General features: G+C 41.3%; 17 protein-coding genes, 1 tRNA gene and 1 riboswitch. Of the genes, 9 read left to right on the forward strand and 9 right to left on the reverse strand.

Features of this window, described 5'->3' with window-relative positions:
• Window positions 1–65: 65 nt before the first annotated feature.
• Window positions 66–527, reverse strand: a complete 462-nt coding sequence (locus tag BLR53_RS13450) for a type I restriction enzyme HsdR N-terminal domain-containing protein (protein ID WP_074590357.1) — start codon at window positions 525–527, stop codon at window positions 66–68.
• A 56-nt stretch (window positions 528–583) separates the two neighbouring features.
• On the opposite strand from BLR53_RS13450, the gene holA reads away from it, so the two are divergent.
• Together holA and BLR53_RS13460 are read left to right on the forward strand one after the other, a co-directional pair.
• A complete protein-coding gene (holA, locus tag BLR53_RS13455) occupies window positions 584–1,609 on the forward strand; it encodes a DNA polymerase III subunit delta (RefSeq protein WP_074590359.1) in 1,026 nt (341 codons plus the stop codon).
• A gap of 99 nt (window positions 1,610–1,708) precedes the next feature.
• A complete protein-coding gene (locus BLR53_RS13460) occupies window positions 1,709–2,113 on the forward strand; it encodes an EVE domain-containing protein (RefSeq protein WP_037442672.1) in 405 nt (134 codons plus the stop codon).
• Between the two features lie 61 nt (window positions 2,114–2,174).
• On the opposite strand, the gene BLR53_RS13465 is transcribed toward BLR53_RS13460, so the two are convergent.
• On the reverse strand, window positions 2,175–2,696 hold the full coding sequence (locus BLR53_RS13465) for an acyl-CoA thioesterase (protein ID WP_051760061.1): 522 nt from the start codon (window positions 2,694–2,696) through the stop codon (window positions 2,175–2,177).
• Window positions 2,697–2,778: 82 nt separating this feature from the next.
• On the opposite strand from BLR53_RS13465, the gene BLR53_RS13470 reads away from it, so the two are divergent.
• Window positions 2,779–4,266 carry an alpha-amylase gene (locus BLR53_RS13470; protein ID WP_037442670.1) on the forward strand — a complete coding sequence of 496 codons (1,488 nt, stop codon included), beginning with the start codon at window positions 2,779–2,781 and terminating at the stop codon, window positions 4,264–4,266.
• A 29-nt stretch (window positions 4,267–4,295) separates the two neighbouring features.
• On the opposite strand, the gene BLR53_RS13475 is transcribed toward BLR53_RS13470, so the two are convergent.
• On the reverse strand, window positions 4,296–6,212 hold the full coding sequence (locus BLR53_RS13475; protein ID WP_037442668.1) for an ABC-F family ATP-binding cassette domain-containing protein: 1,917 nt from the start codon (window positions 6,210–6,212) through the stop codon (window positions 4,296–4,298).
• Window positions 6,213–6,367: 155 nt separating this feature from the next.
• Between BLR53_RS13475 and BLR53_RS13480 the strand changes: the two genes are divergently transcribed.
• Window positions 6,368–7,396, forward strand: coding sequence for a quinone-dependent dihydroorotate dehydrogenase (locus BLR53_RS13480; protein WP_074590361.1), 1,029 nt, complete (start codon window positions 6,368–6,370; stop codon window positions 7,394–7,396).
• An 86-nt stretch (window positions 7,397–7,482) separates the two neighbouring features.
• Here BLR53_RS13480 and BLR53_RS13485 read toward each other — a convergent pair whose 3' ends face one another.
• The 3 genes from BLR53_RS13485 to BLR53_RS13495 form a co-directional block, all read right to left on the reverse strand.
• Window positions 7,483–7,668, reverse strand: a complete 186-nt coding sequence (locus BLR53_RS13485; RefSeq protein ID WP_074590364.1) for a spore protein — start codon at window positions 7,666–7,668, stop codon at window positions 7,483–7,485.
• A gap of 38 nt (window positions 7,669–7,706) precedes the next feature.
• Window positions 7,707–7,777, reverse strand: a tRNA-Cys gene (locus BLR53_RS13490).
• 48 nt (window positions 7,778–7,825) lie between these two features.
• Window positions 7,826–8,575, reverse strand: coding sequence for a TrmH family RNA methyltransferase (locus BLR53_RS13495; protein WP_037442664.1), 750 nt, complete (start codon window positions 8,573–8,575; stop codon window positions 7,826–7,828).
• Here BLR53_RS13495 and tamL point away from each other — a divergent pair.
• The gene (gene tamL, locus BLR53_RS13500; protein ID WP_074590366.1) at window positions 8,566–10,941 is read left to right on the forward strand and encodes a translocation and assembly module lipoprotein TamL; all 2,376 of its coding nucleotides are present in this window, start codon (window positions 8,566–8,568) and stop codon (window positions 10,939–10,941) included. The two genes, BLR53_RS13495 and tamL, sit on opposite strands and share 10 nt — an antisense overlap.
• A 13-nt stretch (window positions 10,942–10,954) precedes the next feature.
• Here the strand turns inward: tamL and BLR53_RS13505 are convergent, their stop codons facing one another.
• From BLR53_RS13505 to BLR53_RS13515, 3 genes are read right to left on the reverse strand one after another with little or no spacing between them, the layout of a single operon-like run.
• Window positions 10,955–11,485, reverse strand: coding sequence for a hypothetical protein (locus BLR53_RS13505; protein WP_037441672.1), 531 nt, complete (start codon window positions 11,483–11,485; stop codon window positions 10,955–10,957).
• A 12-nt stretch (window positions 11,486–11,497) separates the two neighbouring features.
• On the reverse strand, window positions 11,498–13,816 hold the full coding sequence (locus tag BLR53_RS13510; protein ID WP_280513388.1) for a patatin-like phospholipase family protein: 2,319 nt from the start codon (window positions 13,814–13,816) through the stop codon (window positions 11,498–11,500).
• Window positions 13,817–13,839: 23 nt separating this feature from the next.
• Entirely contained in the window at window positions 13,840–14,334 is a 495-nt protein-coding gene (locus tag BLR53_RS13515) for a TspO/MBR family protein (RefSeq protein ID WP_037441675.1), read from the reverse strand.
• 118 nt (window positions 14,335–14,452) lie between these two features.
• Here BLR53_RS13515 and BLR53_RS13520 point away from each other — a divergent pair, with 118 nt between their 5' ends.
• Genes BLR53_RS13520 through BLR53_RS13535 form a run of 4 tightly spaced genes read left to right on the forward strand, consistent with a single transcriptional unit; the run spans window position 14,453 to window position 18,905 of the window.
• A complete protein-coding gene (locus BLR53_RS13520; protein ID WP_074590369.1) occupies window positions 14,453–15,001 on the forward strand; it encodes an acyl-CoA thioesterase in 549 nt (182 codons plus the stop codon).
• A gap of 29 nt (window positions 15,002–15,030) precedes the next feature.
• On the forward strand, window positions 15,031–16,614 hold the full coding sequence (locus tag BLR53_RS13525) for a glycerol-3-phosphate dehydrogenase/oxidase (RefSeq protein WP_074590372.1): 1,584 nt from the start codon (window positions 15,031–15,033) through the stop codon (window positions 16,612–16,614).
• A 9-nt stretch (window positions 16,615–16,623) separates the two neighbouring features.
• Complete coding sequence (glpK, locus tag BLR53_RS13530; RefSeq protein WP_037441680.1) at window positions 16,624–18,132, forward strand: glycerol kinase GlpK; 1,509 nt, start codon at window positions 16,624–16,626, stop codon at window positions 18,130–18,132.
• Between the two features lie 47 nt (window positions 18,133–18,179).
• Window positions 18,180–18,905, forward strand: a complete 726-nt coding sequence (locus BLR53_RS13535; RefSeq protein WP_074590380.1) for an MIP/aquaporin family protein — start codon at window positions 18,180–18,182, stop codon at window positions 18,903–18,905.
• 113 nt (window positions 18,906–19,018) lie between these two features.
• Window positions 19,019–19,128: riboswitch (SAM riboswitch) on the forward strand.
• Window positions 19,129–19,183 lie beyond the last annotated feature (55 nt).

The raw sequence follows: 19,183 nt of genomic DNA on the forward strand, positions 1-19,183 counted from the left end.
GATATTGAAGCTTTCCGACCGAAGCTGCATCGAAACGCGAAATTGGAATGATGCAGCTTTTTATTTTACAGATGGCTGTATTCAGGTAGTTCTTCCAGAAAAGAAAACCCTGGATTGAGATGGTCAATCTGCGCATAATAATGTTTCAGGCCATTTGTTACTACTAACCACCGTGCCTTATGCACAGAATTATAGCGTGCTGCCTGATCGAATACCTGCTGATTGATCTGAATATGCGGCGCCTTACATTCTATAACCATTATTCTATCTCCGGAATGATTAAAAACTACAATATCTGTACGCTGCATTCGCTGATTGAGGTTGAGTCCGGCTTCCAGTTGAATAAGCGATTTCGGGAATTTCTTTTCCAGGATCAGATACTGGATAAAATGTTGTCTCACCCATTCCTCCGGCGTTAACACCAGGTGCTTTTTTCTTAGTTCATCGAATATAAAGTGTTGCTTTTCCCTTAAGGTGATACGAAAGGGGTACTGCGGTAAATTCAATGCGGTAGGGGTAAATGCCATTAATGCAAAAATAACCTTTAATAATTAGTTTTTAGCGGTTACATTTGGATAATTATATGACTGCTTCCGACATTCTTAAAGACCTCAAAGCTAAAAAATACAAGCCTGTTTATCTTCTTCACGGCGAAGAATCCTATTATATTGATCAGGTTGTTCATTTTATGGAACAACATGTTCTGGATGATATGCAGAAGGGGTTTAATCAAACTGTATTATATGGTAAGGATACTGATATGGCCACCATTTTGAATGCGGCCAAACGTTATCCTATGATGTCAGACTATCAGCTTATCATTGTAAAAGAAGCGCAGGATCTAAAATGGGCGAAGGAAGTGGACGGCAGTAGTAAGGCAGCTGAGTTTGTCCAGCATTATTTTGAGAAACCACTGCCCAGTACAATTTTGGTGCTCGCGTATAAATACGCCAATTTTGATAAACGTAAAAAGATTTATAAATCCATAGGGAAACAGGGTGTGATCTTTCAGTCAGACCCTGTAAGGGATTATAAGCTTGCTGCCTGGATAGAAGATCTTGTGGAGGAGAAAGGTGCTAAAATAGCCCCGCAGGCTGCGGCATTAATGGCTGAGTATCTGGGGACGGATCTTTCTAAAATATCCAACGAGCTCGAAAAGCTCCTGCTCAATATTAGTAAAGGGACAACCATAAATACGGATCATATTCAGCGAAACATTGGAATTAGTAAGGAGTATAATGTGTTCGAATTGCAAAAAGCACTTGCTGTCCGGAACGTATTGAAATGTAATCAGATTATAAACTATTTCGCTAATAATCCGAAGGCGAATCCTATGGTTATGATTATGGCAAATCTCAACAGTTATTTCACCAGAATCCTGAAATATCATTATTTGCAGCACAAAGGTGACGCAGCAAAGGAGCTTGGTGTGAATCCGTATTTTGTAAAGGATTACGAAACTGCTGCCCGATCTTATAACCTGACTAAAGTCTTTCAGATTATTGGATTACTGCGGGAGTATGATCTTAAAAGCAAGGGAGTAGACAGTACCGGGAATATTACCGACGGAGAATTGCTTAAAGAGCTGTTATTTAAAGTGATACATTAATTTAACCAGTTCCTTCGTATTTAAGTTAACATAATTCCTGCCGCTTTTATTAATTTCGGGGCTAGCAAATTATATATAATCATCTCAAACATAAGATCCGTGAATTATTTTTTAGTCAAATCAGAACCGTTTAAATATAGCTGGGAACAGTTTAATAAAGATGGCCGTACCTTTTGGGACGGTGTCCGCAACTATCAGGCGAGGAATAATATCAAATTAATGAAGGAGGGAGATCTGGTTCTCTTTTACCACAGCAATGAAGGTAAGCATGTTGTAGGTATAGCGAAGGTTGTCAGGGAGTTTTATCAGGATCCAACTACAGATAATGAAAATTGGGTAGTGGTCGACCTGGTTCCGGTGGAAACCTTGAAAAATCCGGTTACACTTGAACAGATTAAAGCTGAAGAAAGTTTGAAAGATATTTCTCTGGTGAGACAGGGAAGGCTGTCCGTTATGCAGTTAAAAGCAGAAGAATTTGATAAAATCCTGGAAATGGGAAGTTAATATAGAAAAGGTGTTGTCGGCAAAATTATCGCGCATCACAACACCTTTTTATTTTGACTTTTTATTCAGTAAAGAATAATGCCTTTAATTCTTTAGCATCATTTGGTAACATTTTACCTGCAAGTATTAGCCTTAATTGTCTTCTGCGCAGCGCACCCTCATATAATTCTTCCTCTTCTGCATCTTCTGGCTTTAGTTCCGGTACCGGAATTGTTCTTCCGCTCTGATCAACCGCAACGAAAGTATAATAAGCTTCATTAGATTTTACACGGCTTCCAGAGGGGATGTTTTCCGCCCACACGTCCAGACGTACCTCTACCGAAGTATGGAATGCTCTGGTAACTTTGGCCTCAATCGTAATCACATCTCCAAGCTTAATAGGTTGTTTAAAAGAGACGTTGTCTACTGACGCAGTAACTACAATCCTATTACAGTGTTTTTGAGCAGAAATAGCAGCAGCAATATCCATCCAATGCAGTAATCTTCCACCCATTAGATTATTGAGTGTATTGGTGTCATTTGGTAATACCAATTCATTCATAATGGTGAATGAATTTTTAGGATTTTTGATATTTGAACTCATATTGCTGCAAAAGTAAACAAAAAGTCAGACATCATGTTATATGTACTGTAAAGCCATCATTTAAAAAAATATTATTTTTCATATGTCCAACCAAACCCTGATCCAATACTTCCACTGGTATTATAATGATGGTGAAAATTTATGGAGAAAGGCGGCATCCCGCGCTTCTGCATTAAAAGAAAGCGGTATTACCGCAGTATGGTTTCCGCCAGCTTATAAGTCCACCGAAGGAGATGCTTCCACAGGATATGACTGTTACGATCTGTTCGACTTAGGTGAGTTTGATCAGAAAAACAGTATCCCAACCAAATACGGAACCAAAGACGAATACATTAATGCCATCCGGGCTATTCATGAACAAGGTATGATGGTCATTGCCGATGTGGTTTTTAACCATAAAGCTGGTGGTGATGAACTCGAGCGCGTAGCTGTAAGGAAGGTTGCTGAAGACGACAGGAACCAGTTCATATCAGATGTATTTGAGATTGATGCATGGACTAAGTTCAATTTTCCAGGCAGGCAAGGCAAATACTCAGAGTTTATCTGGGATAAATCCTGTTTTAGTGGCATTGACTGGGCCGAAGACCTGCAGGAGACCTCTATTTTTGCTATTCAGCATGAATACGATCAAGTGTGGGGAAATGTACCCTCAGCTGAAATGGGGAACTATGACTACCTGATGTTTAACGATATAGAATTTAGGAATCCAGCCGTCCGCGAGGAACTGAAGCGGTGGGGAGAATGGTATTTTGAGACCTGTAATATGGGCGGTTTTCGTCTTGATGCAGTTAAACATATCGATACCGATTTTCTTCTGGAATGGATAAATCATATGAACGGCAAATATGGTCGTGAGTTTTTTATCGTTGCGGAGAATTGGGTATTAGACGACGTAATGAAGCTGCGGGATTATATTGATCTTACTGAAGGCAAGATGCAGCTTTTTGATTCCATGCTGCATCATAATTTCTATCAGGCTGCCCAGCAAGGACAGGACTACGATCTAAGAGGAATTCTAAGCAATACATTGATTGAATCTCATCCTCATCTGGCGGTAACCTTTGTAGATAATCATGACTCTCAACCACTGCAGTCACTGGAAGCGTATGTTGACTTTTGGTTCAGGCCATTAGCTTATGCTATGATCCTGCTCAGAGAACAGGGGATCCCATGCGTTTTTTACCCTGACTTGTACGGTGCATCTTATATGGATACCGATGCAGATGGTAATCCGGCCGAAGTAGAGCTGGTAACCATAGAGAAGCTGCCGCTGATGACCAGAATACGAAGGGATCTTTCTTATGGCTTACAACGTGATTATATAGATCATCCTAATTGTATAGGCTGGACCCGGGAAGGGGAGATGGATAAAGAGAATTCAGGGTTGGCTGTGCTGATGAGCAATGGAGAGCGGGGTGTAAAAGTTATGGAGATAGGTGCCGCCCATGCAGGTAGAAAAATGAAAGACGTGTTTGACTATTGTCCCGAAGAGATTATAATCGGAGATGACGGTGCTGCAGAATTTTACTGCCAGCCGGGAAGTGTCTCTGTCTGGGTATTTGTTGAATAAAAAAGGGGAGCAATGCTCCCCTTTTTTATTTAATTATCTTCCAACTCCATGATTTCTGCAGCCAGATCTTCCCATTTTTGCTGGGCTTCGTCAAGCCTTTGCTTTGCGGCCTGATATTTTTTATTAGCTTCTGCAAGTTTCGTCTGATCTGAATATACCTTTTCATCCGCAAGCTCCGTTTCAACTGCTTTTACCTGCTGGTCTAGCTCAACAGTTTCCTGTTCTACCTTTTGTAACTGGTCGTTAAGTTTTTTTAACTGCTGCTGTGTATTCACAGTTACTGGTTTAGGCTCAGCTTTTGGTTTTACTTCTTTTTCCTGTTTAACAGGAATATTTTTAGCAGGAGGGATTACCCTTTTACTATTCCATACTTCGTATTCTGCATAAGTTCCGGGGTATTGTTTGATTTGCTCTTCCTCAATGAACCAGATTTTGTTGGCTACATTGTCCAGGAAATACCTATCGTGGGATACAGCGATAAAAGTACCTTCAAATTGTTTCAAAGCCTGAATCAGAATATTTACAGATTGAATATCCAAGTGATTTGTAGGCTCATCCAATATCAGGAAGTTAGAGTCAGTGGTTAATGATTTCGCCAGTGCAACCCTTGATTTCTCTCCCCCTGAAAGTACTTTGATCTTTTTAAATACATCGTCACCCGTAAACAGGAAACAGCCCAGAATAGACCGGAGCTCGGTGTCCGTATGTTTTGGTGCAAATGCCTGCAGCTCTTCCAGAATTGTATTCCCAAGATGAAGAGATTCCAGCTGATGCTGTGCAAAGAATGTCGTCGTTACATTGTGTCCGGTTTCTATAGAGCCTTCAAACTTCTCTACATTCGCGACCATACGCAATAACGTAGATTTACCTTTACCGTTGGCACCGATTAAAGCAATTTTGTCCCCTTTTTCGATCACAGCTTCTGCATTCTCCAGAATGTCTATGTTCGGATATTTTTTAGTGGCATTTTCAATCCTGACTACATGACGGCCGGAAGGTTTAGTAAATTTAAAGCTGAAGTTTACAGTTGGATTGTCGTCGTCTACGTCTTCGACGCGTTCCAGTTTATCCAGTGCTTTCATTCTGGATTGTGCCATTTTAGCTTTACTTGCTTTCGCTTTGAAACGCTCAATCAGCTTTTCTTCCTGCTTAATTTTAGCCTGTTGATTTTTAAATTCACCTTTCTGGATTTCACCACGCAGTGATTTTTCTTCCAGATAGAAGGTATAGTTACCAGCATAAGTAGTTAGTTTTCCTTTGCGGGATTCTACTATCCGGTTGACGATTTTATCCAGAAAATACCTATCATGTGATACGATTACAATTGCGCCTTCAAACCCTGCCAGATAAGTTTCCAGCCATTTAATGGAAGGTAAATCCATGTGATTGGTTGGCTCATCCAGTAAAAGGATATCTGGTGTCTGTAATAAGATCTTGGCTAGCATTACGCGCATTCTCCATCCTCCTGAGAAGGTGTTCAGCGGACGGTGCTGATCCTCAGTGCTGAATCCAAGACCTGCCAGAATCTCATTTGCTTTATATTCAATATTATAACCGTCAAGAGCTTCAAATTCCTGTTGCTTATCGCTCAGTTTATTTAAAACGTCTTCAGAATAATCGGTTTCTATCTTTTTTAGAAGTTCTTCAATTTCATCATGTATTTTATTCTGACGCTCAAATGCTTCCATGGCAACGTGCAGAATAGTATGGTGAGATTCGTAGGAAAGTAAATCCTGGTTTAAGTAACCTATTTTTAGGTCTTTAGACATAGAGATAGACCCAGAAGAAGGGGCATACTCTCCAACAATAATTTTTAAGAGGGTAGATTTACCAGTACCATTGGCACCGATGAGGCCAATTCTCTCTCCTGGTTTAATATGCCAGTTCGCTTCGTCATATAAAGCCCTGGAACCTATTAGGAATGTTAAGTCGTTTATCGAAATCATGTGGCTGCAAAAGTACGTTTTTTAGACGCATTTTTATTTCAATATGATTTAACTTGTCTAGTTTTTACATGATTATCAATGATAAAGCATTTTTTTTTGGGTCAAAACCATTCAATCAACTTTGTGTTACCTGAAATGGTTCCTATCTTCGCCATATGTATCGTCTTATCAAACCAGTATTTTTTCAGTTCGATCCGGAAAAAGTACATCACTTCGTCGTTAAACGACTCAACTGGTTCCATGCTCATTTCCCTTTTGGCAAAACAATCCTCAGAAGTAGCTTTGATGTTCAGATTAAAGGTCTGGAAAGGGAAGTTTTTGGAATTAAATTTAAAAACCCCGTCGGTTTAGCTGCTGGGTTTGATAAAAACGGGGAGTACATCGAAGCTTTGAGTGATCTTGGATTCGGATTTATAGAAGTTGGAACTGTTACCCCTCTGCCTCAGCCGGGCAATGATCTGCCAAGAATGTTCAGGTTACCAAAAGATCAGGCGCTGATCAACAGAATGGGGTTCAATAATAAAGGTGTGGATACACTTGCTGAGAGATTGCGCCTGCTTAAAGTAAAGAATAAGGAGATCGTAATTGGTGGAAACATCGGGAAAAATAAGCTTACTCCAAATGAAGATGCAGTATCAGATTATGTAAAGTGTTTCGAACGCCTTTTTGATGTGGTAGATTACTTTGTCGTAAACGTCAGTTCTCCAAATACGCCTGGTTTACGTGAGTTACAGGAGAAAGAGCCATTGACAGATTTGCTTAAAACATTACAGGGACTTAATCATAAAAATGGAATCTCGCGCCCGATCCTACTCAAGATTGCACCGGATTTAACGGATGAACAATTGAACGATATTGTTGATATCGTGATAGAGTCAAAAATCGCTGGTGTTATCGCAACAAATACAACTGTCGACAAGAGTACATTGACCAGCCCTGCTGAACTGGCGGCAGAACAAGGCGGACTAAGCGGTAAACCTTTAACTCAAAGATCTACAGAGGTGATCCGCTACCTTTCCAAGCGTTCAGGGAAAGCATTCCCTATTATTGGTGTTGGCGGGATCTATTCAGCACAGGATGCCAAAGATAAACTCGAAGCTGGTGCATCACTTATACAGGTCTATACAGGGTTTGTATATGAAGGACCTGAGATCGTCAAGAATATTTGTAAAGCATTGGTTTAACCAATGCTTTTTTTGTTTCCGCCAGAAAATCCGGAAACAAAAAAAGGGGTGCTGTTACAGCACCCCTTTTTTAAAAGAATAAAATCTTATGAAGCTCTTAAAGCTGAAGATAATTGATCTAATAACAAGTTGTTTTTAGCTAATTGATCTTTAGTAGATTGTTTTGAACGGCTTCCTAACTCAATGTTTGTAGCCAATTTCAAAGTTTTAACTTCTAGACGTGAAGTCGTTTTGTTCTTTCTGTCTTTTCTTTTTAATCTGGTAACTGCCATGGTCTTAACCTTTATTTTTTTAATTTATTCAAAATCTGAGGTCGAGAGCGGATTCGAACCGCTGTAGGAGGTTTTGCAGACCTCTGCCTAGCCACTCGGCCACTCGACCTGTTGAAATTCAGGATGCAAAAATAGCAATTAATACTTAGTTTGCAATTTATTTCTGCAAATTTCTGAATATATCTGCACAGAAAATTGCAGCTGAAACCGCAACGTTCAAAGACTCAGTGAGTCCCGCGCCGGGAATAGTTACCGGACGATCAATTAAATTTATCACTTCCGGGCTTAAACCTTTGCCCTCATTCCCAAAAACTATTAGGCCGGATTTCCCCCAGTTTGTCTGATACATGTTCTCACCTTCAAGTAAAGCGCCGAAAACGGGGATATTGATCTCCTGAATCAGCTCTGGCAGATCCTGATAGAGTACCTTTACGCGGCATAAGGAGCCCATCGTAGATTGTACCGTTTTAGGGTTATAAACTTCTACAGTATTCGGCGAACAAATTATATGTTTAAAGCCGAACCAGTCTGCTGTGCGAATAATAGTTCCCAGATTTCCCGGATCCTGTACGCCGTCCAAAACTAAGGAGAATCCTGTTGACAACTCTGCTAAATTCAGCTTTTCCTGGACTGGAATATGAACGAGTGCTAGAATTCCCTGTGGTGCTTGTAAAGTGCTTATCTTGTCCAGATCCTTACTGTTTATTTCAAATAACTTTATATTTGAGGGTAATTCGGGCAGTAAATGCTGATATTCGTTCAGAACATAAATACTGTGGATCTGAAAACCGGAAGGAATAAACTCAATAATTGACTTAATTCCTTCAATAATAAATATCCCATGCTCTTTGCGGTACTTTTTTTGATGTAATGATTTTATAAACCCTATCTGAGACTTTGAAAGCATATTCTATTTATAAAGCGAGATTTTATTTCTTCGCAAAATTACTATTATTTCTCGTGTTTTTGAACGGATGTTCATCGACTAAGTTTATCGAGGATAATCAGGCGATCGTGAAAAAAATTGAAATCGACAGTATTCCATCTAAATATAAAGAAGAAGCAGTAAACTATATTCAAAAGGATATAAGGCCAGCGTCGAAGCTGGGTATAAATGTCGGATTGTACAATATTTTCTACTCGCTTTTTAAAATCAAATCGGTAGGTAAGCCAGCACCTGTGCTAGATAGTACGCTCGTAGAGATATCCAGAAACCAGGTGGAGAAATATCTCCAAAGCAAGGGCTTTTTTAAGGCGACCGTGACTTCGTCTATTGCCGTAAAAAGACAACGTGCGGCCGTAGAATTCGTAGCCAATACAGGACCTGCCTTTAAAGTTGAAAAATTAGGTTATGTGATTCCTGATACTGCAGTTAAAAAACTTTACTATGATTTAAGGCCTTCTTTTACGCACTTGAAAGAGGGAATGCAATATGATGACGATTCTCTTTCCATGGAGCGGGAAAAAGTTTATCAGGTAATGAAAGAGCATGGTTATTACGATTTTAGCCGGCCTTACATTCGTTTTACAGTCGATTCTGCTTTTTCCAATAGCACAGCGCATGTGGTTATGTATATTGATAATCCGGAAGATAAAAGCAAACATACACAGTATAAGATCGGAGAAACTAACATATTAATTGCCCCGACCACGGCCGGTTTTCCTGACTCTGTTCAGCTTAATCCGAGAAAATTCCGGGCAATCAGATATACAGATCTTTCAGGACGGTTCCGGAGAAATCCAATTGTCCGGTACGATTTTATTAAAAAAGATGAATTATATAGCAGTGAGATGGAAAATCTCACTTATGATCGTCTGTACGAGCTGAACGTTTTCAAAAACGTGAAAATCGAATATATCAAAGAAAGTGATAGCACCCCTGTTTTAAGGCCTCTGGTGCAAATGATTCCGCAGAAGCGTATGAGTAACCGGGTAGAAGGTGAAATACCGTTTAACCAGGGGACAGTGGGTTTTACGATTAGTAATACCTATACCAATAATAATATTTTCAGAGGTGCGGAGAGATTTGAATTTCAGATCAAAGGCGGACTGCAGTCGCGGATAGGACAAGGTGGGGGGCTATTTAAAGATATCTATCAACGTGACTTTTCTATGAGTGCCACATTAAGCGTACCGAGACTGATGGTGCCGTTTGATATCCCGATGATGGGTAAAAATGGAATTCCTTACACATCATTTTCGACGAGTTATGTCTATGCCTTACAGAGAGACTTTTTTGTCCGGAAGGTTTTTTTAAACTCAATGACCTATGAATGGGTGGAAACCAAATCAAAGCTACACACCTTTACGCCTTTAAATTTTGAATACAGGTTTGGTGGTATTTTGCTGGATACAACCACTGCCGAGGGTAAAGAATTAGTTTTAAACAACTCTTATAATCTGGCTTTGCTGAAGAGAAGGGATCTGACTATTGGGATGAAATATTCCTATTCCCTGAATGCGAATAAATTGCTTCAGAATAAGAGCTTTATTTATTTCAGGGGGAACATAGATATTGCGGGTAATATGCTTAATGCGATCACTAAATTATCTGGTGGAAAGCATGATCCTGCAGCAGACGATTTTGCGAAACTTTTAGGCTTACCCTATAATCAGTACATCAGACCGGAAATAGATGTCCGGTGGTATAAATCACTCAGCCAGGAAAGACAGTTTATTGCGCGGTTGAATGCGGGAGTTGGTTATGCTTACGGAAATTCCAGAACAATGCCCTTTGAGAAATTATTCTTCGCGGGTGGTTCGAACGGAGTACGGGCATGGCAAGCCAGAACATTAGGTCCTGGTAATTATAACCGTGCGATCAGAAACCCTACTGAGGCAGCCAGGAGAACGTTATATGGTATTGATCAGCTTGGACAAATGCATATCGAAGCCAATTTGGAATACCGCTATAAAATGATTGACAATTTCTTCGGGGCAAAATTGAAAGGCGCTATATTTTTAGATGCGGGTAACGTATGGGATATTTCGCCAGGCAACCCGCAGCCCGAAAAATATTTTGACTTTAAGAATTTAGGCAACCAACTCGGGATTGGAACAGGGATCGGATTTCGCTATGACCTTGACTTCTTTGTATTCCGTTTTGATATTGGTTTGAAATTAAGAGATCCGCAGTTTGATCCTTCAGAGCAATGGGTAATCCGGAAATTCCTTACAGGCGGCAAAGATTTTAAAGCCGAATATAAATTAAATAACTCACCGTTTACATACAACTTTATGCAGTACAACTTTGGAATCGGGCTCCCGTTTTAAGCCGGGATCCTGCTTAGAAAAGTGTTTTTAGCGTATCAAAAACAGTTTCGAAAAAAGTAGAGAGATTTAGTCCGTTACTGTGGTTGAAATACATAAAGACCAGTAGGAGTATGACCACGAAAATGATGAGTTTTCTAAAGGCAAATGCGATAAACACCAATAATAGCGGTATCAATATGAGCCACATACTGTTAATTGCTATAGGATTCAAATTACCGTCCTTCTTGTAAACATAAAGTAATTTGCTGTGTGTTCCACGTTCATTCTCGTGCTTGATATATACAAATGCAGACCGTTCGAGCTGCATTGGTAAAACAGCAACTCCCTCATTAAATTTTAGAGGCTGTGTGAAACCACTAACTGTGAAAGTATACGATCCGTTGATCCTTTCGATAGGCTGGTCCAGTGAATCGGCAGCAATAATTGCCAGTTTACTATTTTTGAGCAGACCTTCCTTCACCAGGAAGTTATTGATTTCGGCTTTCTGACTATAAGCATTGCCTGTAAACAGGAGCAGTATCAGGCAGGATAATAGTGTTTTCATGAAGGAGGTTATTTATTCAATTGCTCTCTTGTTGTAAATAAGATAGCCCAAATGTAGTAAAACGCCGTTTCTTTTTATCGCATCGTCATATAAATTATAGCTGATACTCACAGGTCCAACAGGAGACTGATAAACCAGACCTGCAGTTCCAGCATAATGCAGATTTCTGAAATGTGCCTGACTACGTGCATTTTGGAGACCGTTCTGTTTAATTTCCTGATAGGGTAGAAACAAAAATCCTTCTACCCTGAAGCTGAAGTTTTTACGGAGCTGAAATACGTTTTTAAGGCCGCCTGCCAAATAAGTTCTTGCCCTGAAGTTTTCCAGGAACAACGATCTGCTATCTTGTAGCGGGTAGAAGGCCGGGGCAGCCAGTAGAGAAGAATAATAGGTTGAGAATAATGGCTGTGTTGAAAGTACGCCCTCAAGCAGATAACCTAAACTGTAATTCCTGCTATGAAAGAAGTAGTTTTCGTCACTTACTTTAATGCTAAGCCAGTCCCGGTTTCTACGGTGTATTTCTTCAAAATCTGCACTGGACAGTTTGCTTAGAATATTGCCGGGAGTGTAACTTTCCTTGCCGGTGAAGTAATTCAGACTGATCAGGAAATTTCTGCCGCTTGAAGCATATTGCTTACGGTTAAAGGTCATTTGCTCGAAATTAAGGGAGACGCGGCCGCCGTTAAATATAGTTTTATCAAGCACATCACCTATTTGAAAAGTATTATTGGGGCTGTACCGGTCATTGTTACTGATCAGGGAACCGCCTAAAGTAATTTTGGTATTTCTGTTCAATGGAATACCTGCCATCAGTTGAATATTCCTGTCGGACTGTTCAATGTAAGTCGGACTCGGATTCTCAATAAAAATCTTGCTGGTGTTGTAGTAGTTAAAATGGTTGTAGGTCATTGAGCCGGCCAAAAAGAAAGGTAGTTTGGAGGGGAAATCAATTCTCCCGTTTAGCTGAACAGACTCATAAAAACGACCGGAATAGAAATTCGCACCGAAGGTGTAAGCTTTACGGCCGAGGTAGTTATATTGCAGTCCCAGAAAAACATTACTGATCGGCCGGGTAGAAATATTCCCGCCCAGCTCTACCTTGAAGCTTTTTTTAGGCTGGGCAAGGATTTCAAACGTGTAACTGTCAGAATCCTGATTATAGACGATATTTGGATATATAGTCTCAAAAGTTTCATCTGCTACCAGTTTATAATAACCCTGTTTGATATCTGAAAGGTCAAAAGTAGGCTTGTCTCTTTTGAAAAGACGCTCAATATATTTTTTCTGCAGCTCATTAACCCCACTCACTTTGACCTTGTCAAAAACCAGTAATGGTTTTTTATTATTGAATTCATTCCGGCGGATTGCAAGTTCAGCTGGGTGTGTGCGGCGGCTGGTCATTTTAAGTAACCGGGGCATATCAGCCATTGTAGCTTCATAACCTTTCTGGATGAGGGCGGACACGGGGGTGAAATTGCCGGACGTGAAATCCTGGAGTTCAGGTTGTATATAAATACCATTCTTTCCCACTAGTGTTGAGTCAGACCGGGAGAGGAACATATAGAGCATTAACCTGTTCATCAGACGATCATCACTATTTTTTGGATATTCCTTAAAGTTTTTGGAAGATACATTAACACCAATAATATGATCTGGTTTAAATTCATCCTTCATCACATCAGCAGGAAAATTATTATATAGTCCACCATCAAAGACATACTGATTGTCCAGTTTGATTGGTCTGTAAATCAATGGGACGGTCATCGTTGCACGGACGGCTTCGGCAAGACTTCCTTTTTTTACTACAATGCTGCTCTGTGAAAAGATATCAGAAACCATGCAGCGGTATGGGACGAACAGGTTATCAAAATTGTCCTTTGAAATTGCTGAAGCCTGTGATAACATTTCCAGTAATGCGAAGTTTAATGGGATGTCATTGATTAAAATAGGGCGGAAGCTGATCCGGAGCGCGGTGTCTACTGTTAGTTTCGCAGCAAGCATAGAAGCGTTGGGGTTGCTTTTCTGAAAATAAAAGCTGTAATCGCTTTTGTACCTGCCGGTAACCCAGTCCTGAAAATCTGGGGATAATGCGATTTTTTCGATTTGAAGCGGAGAATAACCCGCTGCGTAGAGAGCCCCCACTATGCCGCCCATAGAGGTGCCGGTAATGTAGTCGATGGGAATGCCATTTTCTTCCAGGGCTTTAAGTGCGCCTATATGTGCGAGTCCTTTTGCACCACCACCACTGAGTACCAGTCCAACCTTCTGGGCCTGTGAGCTGATACTTAGAAAGCAGAGCAGTAGCAGTAATATGGTCTTTATATGGATCACATTCCTAAAATACAGGTTTTAAATCAGAACGAATTCAAAATATAGATATTATAAGTCAGCAGTGCAGCAAAACTTACCCAGAGAAAATAAGGGATAAATATTAAACCCGCGATTTTGTCGATTTTATAGAAAATGAGACCATTAACCAGAATGGCGATTAACAGTGCGACAATCTCGAAAAGTGCAGCCCCTATCAAATGGTGGTAGAAAAAGAGATACGACCAGCATAAATTTAGTATCAGTTGGATAGCATAAATAGCAATAGTTCTAGGGAAATGGGCAATCTGTTCCCTTTTAATCCAGATCCGGTATGCAGCTATACCAATTGCGATAAACAATACCGACCAAATAGGACCAAATAGCCAGTTGGGCGGATTAAATGCAGGTTTAGCTAAACCCGGATACCATGTTCTGACAGATGAAACGGTCAGAAGACCACCGGCTAATCCAATAGAGACAGTGATGAGCAAATTAACAACTAGCGGGATGAACTGGATCTTGCCGTTCTGATTTTTCATAGGATTGTAGCTGAAGATTATAAGGTACCAGACAGATCCGGATCTTTCAAAAAGAACATATCGGTTTTAGAATCAAAACTATAAAGAAAAAACATAAATTGCCTATAAAAGTATTGCTATGGAAGGATATAAGACCGTAAAGGCCTCTCAAACAACTTTAACAGAATTGATGATCCCCTCTTATTCTAATTTCGGAGGAAAAATACATGGTGGTTTAATTTTAAGCCTGATGGATAAAGTCGCTTATGTCTGTGCAGCAAAACATGCAGACGGCTATTGTATAACCGCTTCGATAGATGTGGTAAATTTTCTGGAGCCTGTAGAAGTTGGGGAGTTACTGTCTTTGATGGCATCGGTTAACTATGTGGGCAGAACTTCGATTGTAATTGGTATCAGGGTTATTTCTGAAAATCTCAAAACACAGGTAATCAAACACACCAACACCAGTTATTTTACGATGGTTGCAATGGGCGATGACCATAAACCCAGAGAGGTTCCTGGACTCATTTTAAAAAGTCAGGACGATATCCGGCGTTTCGCTCAGGCGATGAAACGAAAAAAAAGGAAAGCAATTATTGCAAAAGAAGAAGAGGCCATGCACGCCGGTTTTGATGATGTATCCTGCAGGGAAGAGCTGCTGGAGGAACGGTGTGTACTTGAAGTGTAATCTATTTTCATAAACAGAATATAAAAACTATGCAAACTGACAGGAAACAACTGATTGAAATACTGGATGACCAGCAGCAACTTTGGGACGTTATTATCGTAGGTGGGGGAGCGACAGGACTGGGGACAGCAGTTGATGCAGCGAGCAGGGGACTAAAGACCCTATTGCTGGAGCAGGCTGATTTTGCAAAGGGTACCTCCAGCCGGAGTACTAAACTGGTGCATGGTGGAGTCAGATACCTTGCACAGGGAAATATCGGTCTGGTGCGAGAAGCGCTTTATGAGAGAGGTTTGCTACTTAAGAATGCAGCCCATCTGGTTAAGAACGAAGTTTTTGTAATTCCTAATTATACCTGGTGGTCAGGACCTTTTTATACTATTGGTTTGTCTGTATACGACCTGCTTGCCGGGAAACTTGGATTTGGAAGAGCACGTCATTTATCCCGGACTGAAATAGTGAATGCAATTCCAACAATAAATCAACAGAAACTTCATGGCGGAGTCAGTTATCATGATGGACAGTTTGACGATTCACGACTCGCTGTAAACCTGGCCCAGACAGCACTGGAGCAAGGGGCAACTGTATTAAACTATTTCCGGGTGGAAGGTCTGGTTAAGGATGTAAAAGGAAAGATTTCAGGCGTTCGTGCCACAGATAAAGAAACAGGAAAGCAGTATACGCTAAAGAGCAGATCTGTTGTCAATGCCACAGGTGTTTTTGTTGACGAGCTGCTGCAAGATGACCAGCCGGGACGAAAATCCCTGGTCAGATCCAGTCAGGGAATCCATCTCGTTGTTGATCGTAGCTTTATGCCTGCAGATCAGGCGATCATGATTCCGCATACCGAAGACGGAAGAGTATTATTTATGGTACCATGGCATGATAAACTCGTGCTGGGTACAACCGATACGCCGTTGAATGAACACCGGTTGGAACCGGTTGCACTCGAAGAAGAAATAGATTTCGTATTGCGTACTACTGCCACTTACCTGCTTAAAGCGCCCCTGCGTAAAGATGTACTAAGTGTTTTTGCAGGTCTGCGTCCCTTGGCAGCGCCCGAAGAGGGATCAACTAAAACCAAAGAAATTTCAAGAAGTCATAAGCTACTGGTTAGTAAATCAGGACTGATCACGATGACTGGAGGAAAATGGACTACTTACAGGAGGATGGCAGAAGATACAGTCAATCAGATATACAGGACCGCTCAGCTACCTCCGGAGAATTGTAAAACGAAAAATCTGCCTATACATGGCAGTCAGACTGGATTAGACGTGACAAAGCCTTTGTCGGTGTATGGTACGGACCTGCCTCAACTGCTTAAATTGGCAGAGGAAAACCCGGTATGGAAAACTCAGATCCACCCGCGTTTACCCTTTATTCAGGCACAGGTTATCTGGGCTGTCCGTCATGAAATGGCGAGAACAGTCGAAGATGTGCTTGCAAGGAGAATAAGGATGCTGTTTCTGGATGCCAGAGCAGCGATAGATTCCGCTGCCGGAGTAGCTGCGCTGATGGCAAAAGAGCTGAATTATGATCTGAGCTGGGAAGACCAGCAAAAGCAGGAGTTTGTTCAACTTGCTCAAAACTATTTATTAGAGCCATACCAACCTTAATATCATCTTATGGAAAAATTCATCTTAGCTCTTGACCAGGGCACTACAAGTTCACGTGCTATTATTTTCGATCATACTGGAAAAGTAAGGTCTGTAGTCCAGAAGGAATTCACACAGATATTTCCGCAATCAGGCTGGGTAGAACATGACCCTACGGAAATTTGGGCAACGCAAGCAGGAGTTGCTGCAGAGGCCACAGTAAAAATGGGGATTAATGGAAAGCAAATCGCGGCGATTGGAATTACCAATCAGCGGGAAACAACGATTGTATGGGACAGAAATACCGGTATACCTATTTATAATGCTATTGTCTGGCAGGATCGCAGAACCGCACCCTTTTGTGAGGCATTGCAGCGTCAGGGAAAGACAGAGCTGGTACGGGACAAGACCGGATTAGTAATTGATGCCTATTTTTCTGCGTCTAAAATTAACTGGATACTTGAGAATGTCGCTGGTGCGCGCGAAAAAGCAGAAGCTGGAGAACTGGTCTTTGGAACAGTAGATACCTGGCTGGTCTGGAATTTTACCCGTGGAGAAGTCCATGTTACAGATATTACCAATGCCAGCAGAACAATGCTGTTTAATATCCGCACGCAGGAATGGGATCAGGAACTATTGGACTTATTTGATATCCCTGCATCTATGCTTCCTGAGGTTAAACAGAGCAGCGAAATTTATGGGGAGACCAAGACTACCATCTTTGCTTCAAAAATCCCAATAGCCGGAATTGCCGGCGACCAGCATGCCGCATTATTCGGACAGATGTGCCTGGATAAAGCCATGGTTAAAAACACCTATGGAACCGGATGTTTTATGCTGATGAATATAGGTGAGGAGTTTATCGCCTCTAAAAATAACTTGCTGACCACTGTTGCCTGGAAGATTGACGGAAAGATCCAGTATGCGTTTGAGGGTAGTATTTTTATAGGGGGCGCAGTCGTTCAATGGCTGCGTGATGGGCTCGGTATTATCCAGAATTCCGCAGATGTAGAGAAACTGGCTTTGAGTGTAAAGGACAACGGGGGCGTGTATTTTGTACCCGCCTTTGCGGGACTGGGAGCGCCGTATTGGAAACCTGACGTCAGGGGAACCATAGTTGGGTTAAGCAGGGGCGCTACTTCAGGCCATATCGCAAGGGCTGCAATAGAATCCATTGCTTTTCAGACCATGGATGTATTGAAAGCAATGGAAGCAGATTCGGGGATGCCGATAAAGGAATTGCGGGTTGACGGAGGTGCAACAGCTAATGACTTGCTGATGCAGTTCCAGGCAAATCTTCTAGGCTGTAATGTGATCCGGCCTTCTATAGTGGAGACGACTGCATTAGGGGCAGCCTACCTGGCAGGACTGGCGGTAGGCTACTGGGAAAGCGTTGACGAGATTAGTCAGCAATGGCAGTCGGAAAAAGTATTCGAGCCACAGGGCGGATCGGATAAGCTTAAAAATGCAATTAAAGGATGGAAGAGAGCTGTGCATGCAGCGCAAAGCTGGAACGATGAATTACCGGAAGACGTGTAATTTAATTTTCAACCGGGCAATATAATTTTCCATTTATACAATCAGATATGACACCTTTTGCAGCTGAATTTTTAGGGACAATGGTCCTGATATTACTGGGTGATGGCGTGGTAGCCAATGTCCTTTTAAATGATACGAAAGGCCAGAATAGTGGCTGGATTGTAATTACAACAGCGTGGGCTCTGGCTGTTTTTACAGGGGTTACAATCGCCGGGCCCTATAGCGGAGCACATCTGAGCCCTGCGGTAACGTTCGGACTCGCGGTTGCCGGCAAATTCCCATGGGCTGATGTGCTCAGTTATATGACGGCGCAGATGCTGGGCGCAATGGCGGGTGCATTATTGGTGTGGGTGGTCTACGCAGATCATTTTAAAAGAACCAATTCGGCACCTTTAATCCTGGCTGTGTTCTGTACAGGGCCAGCGATAAGAAACTACTTTTCTAATACATTAAGTGAAATTATCGGGGCGTTTGTTCTGATCTTCACCGTTTTTTACATCACCAGGGCGCAGATTACAGAGACTAAAACAGCGATAGGGTTGGGTACTGTTGGTGCAATTCCGGTTGCATTTGTGGTATGGGCAATTGGATTATCTTTAGGTGGAACTACTGGTTATGCGATCAATCCGGTAAGGGATCTTGGACCAAGAATTATACATGCTTTATTACCTATTAAGAATAAAGGAGGAAGTGACTGGTCATATGCATGGGTTCCTGTAGCAGGGCCAATGATCGGGGCAGGATTAGCAGCATTACTTTATCTCAGTTTATAATTTTTTTGGTCAAAAAATGCATTTTTGGAGTGTTTTCAATATTTTAAAATAATATCTATTGATTTAGTAGTATATTTTTATATCTTTGACCTGGTAATTAAAAATACCGACTATACTTATAAAGAAAGACTGAGGGAATGGCCCTGTAACGTCTTGGCAACCTCCGCTCCTGCTGCAGGAATGAAAGGTGCTAATTCCAGCTCCGAGAGGAGAAATATAAGTAATGTAGTTTACCCCGTTTGAAGGTAATGAAGCATTATTATTTTTCTGGAGTTTAA

Origin of the sequence: Pedobacter antarcticus (assembly GCF_900103515.1) — a bacterium.
Classification (GTDB): Bacteria; Bacteroidota; Bacteroidia; order Sphingobacteriales; family Sphingobacteriaceae; genus Pedobacter; species Pedobacter antarcticus.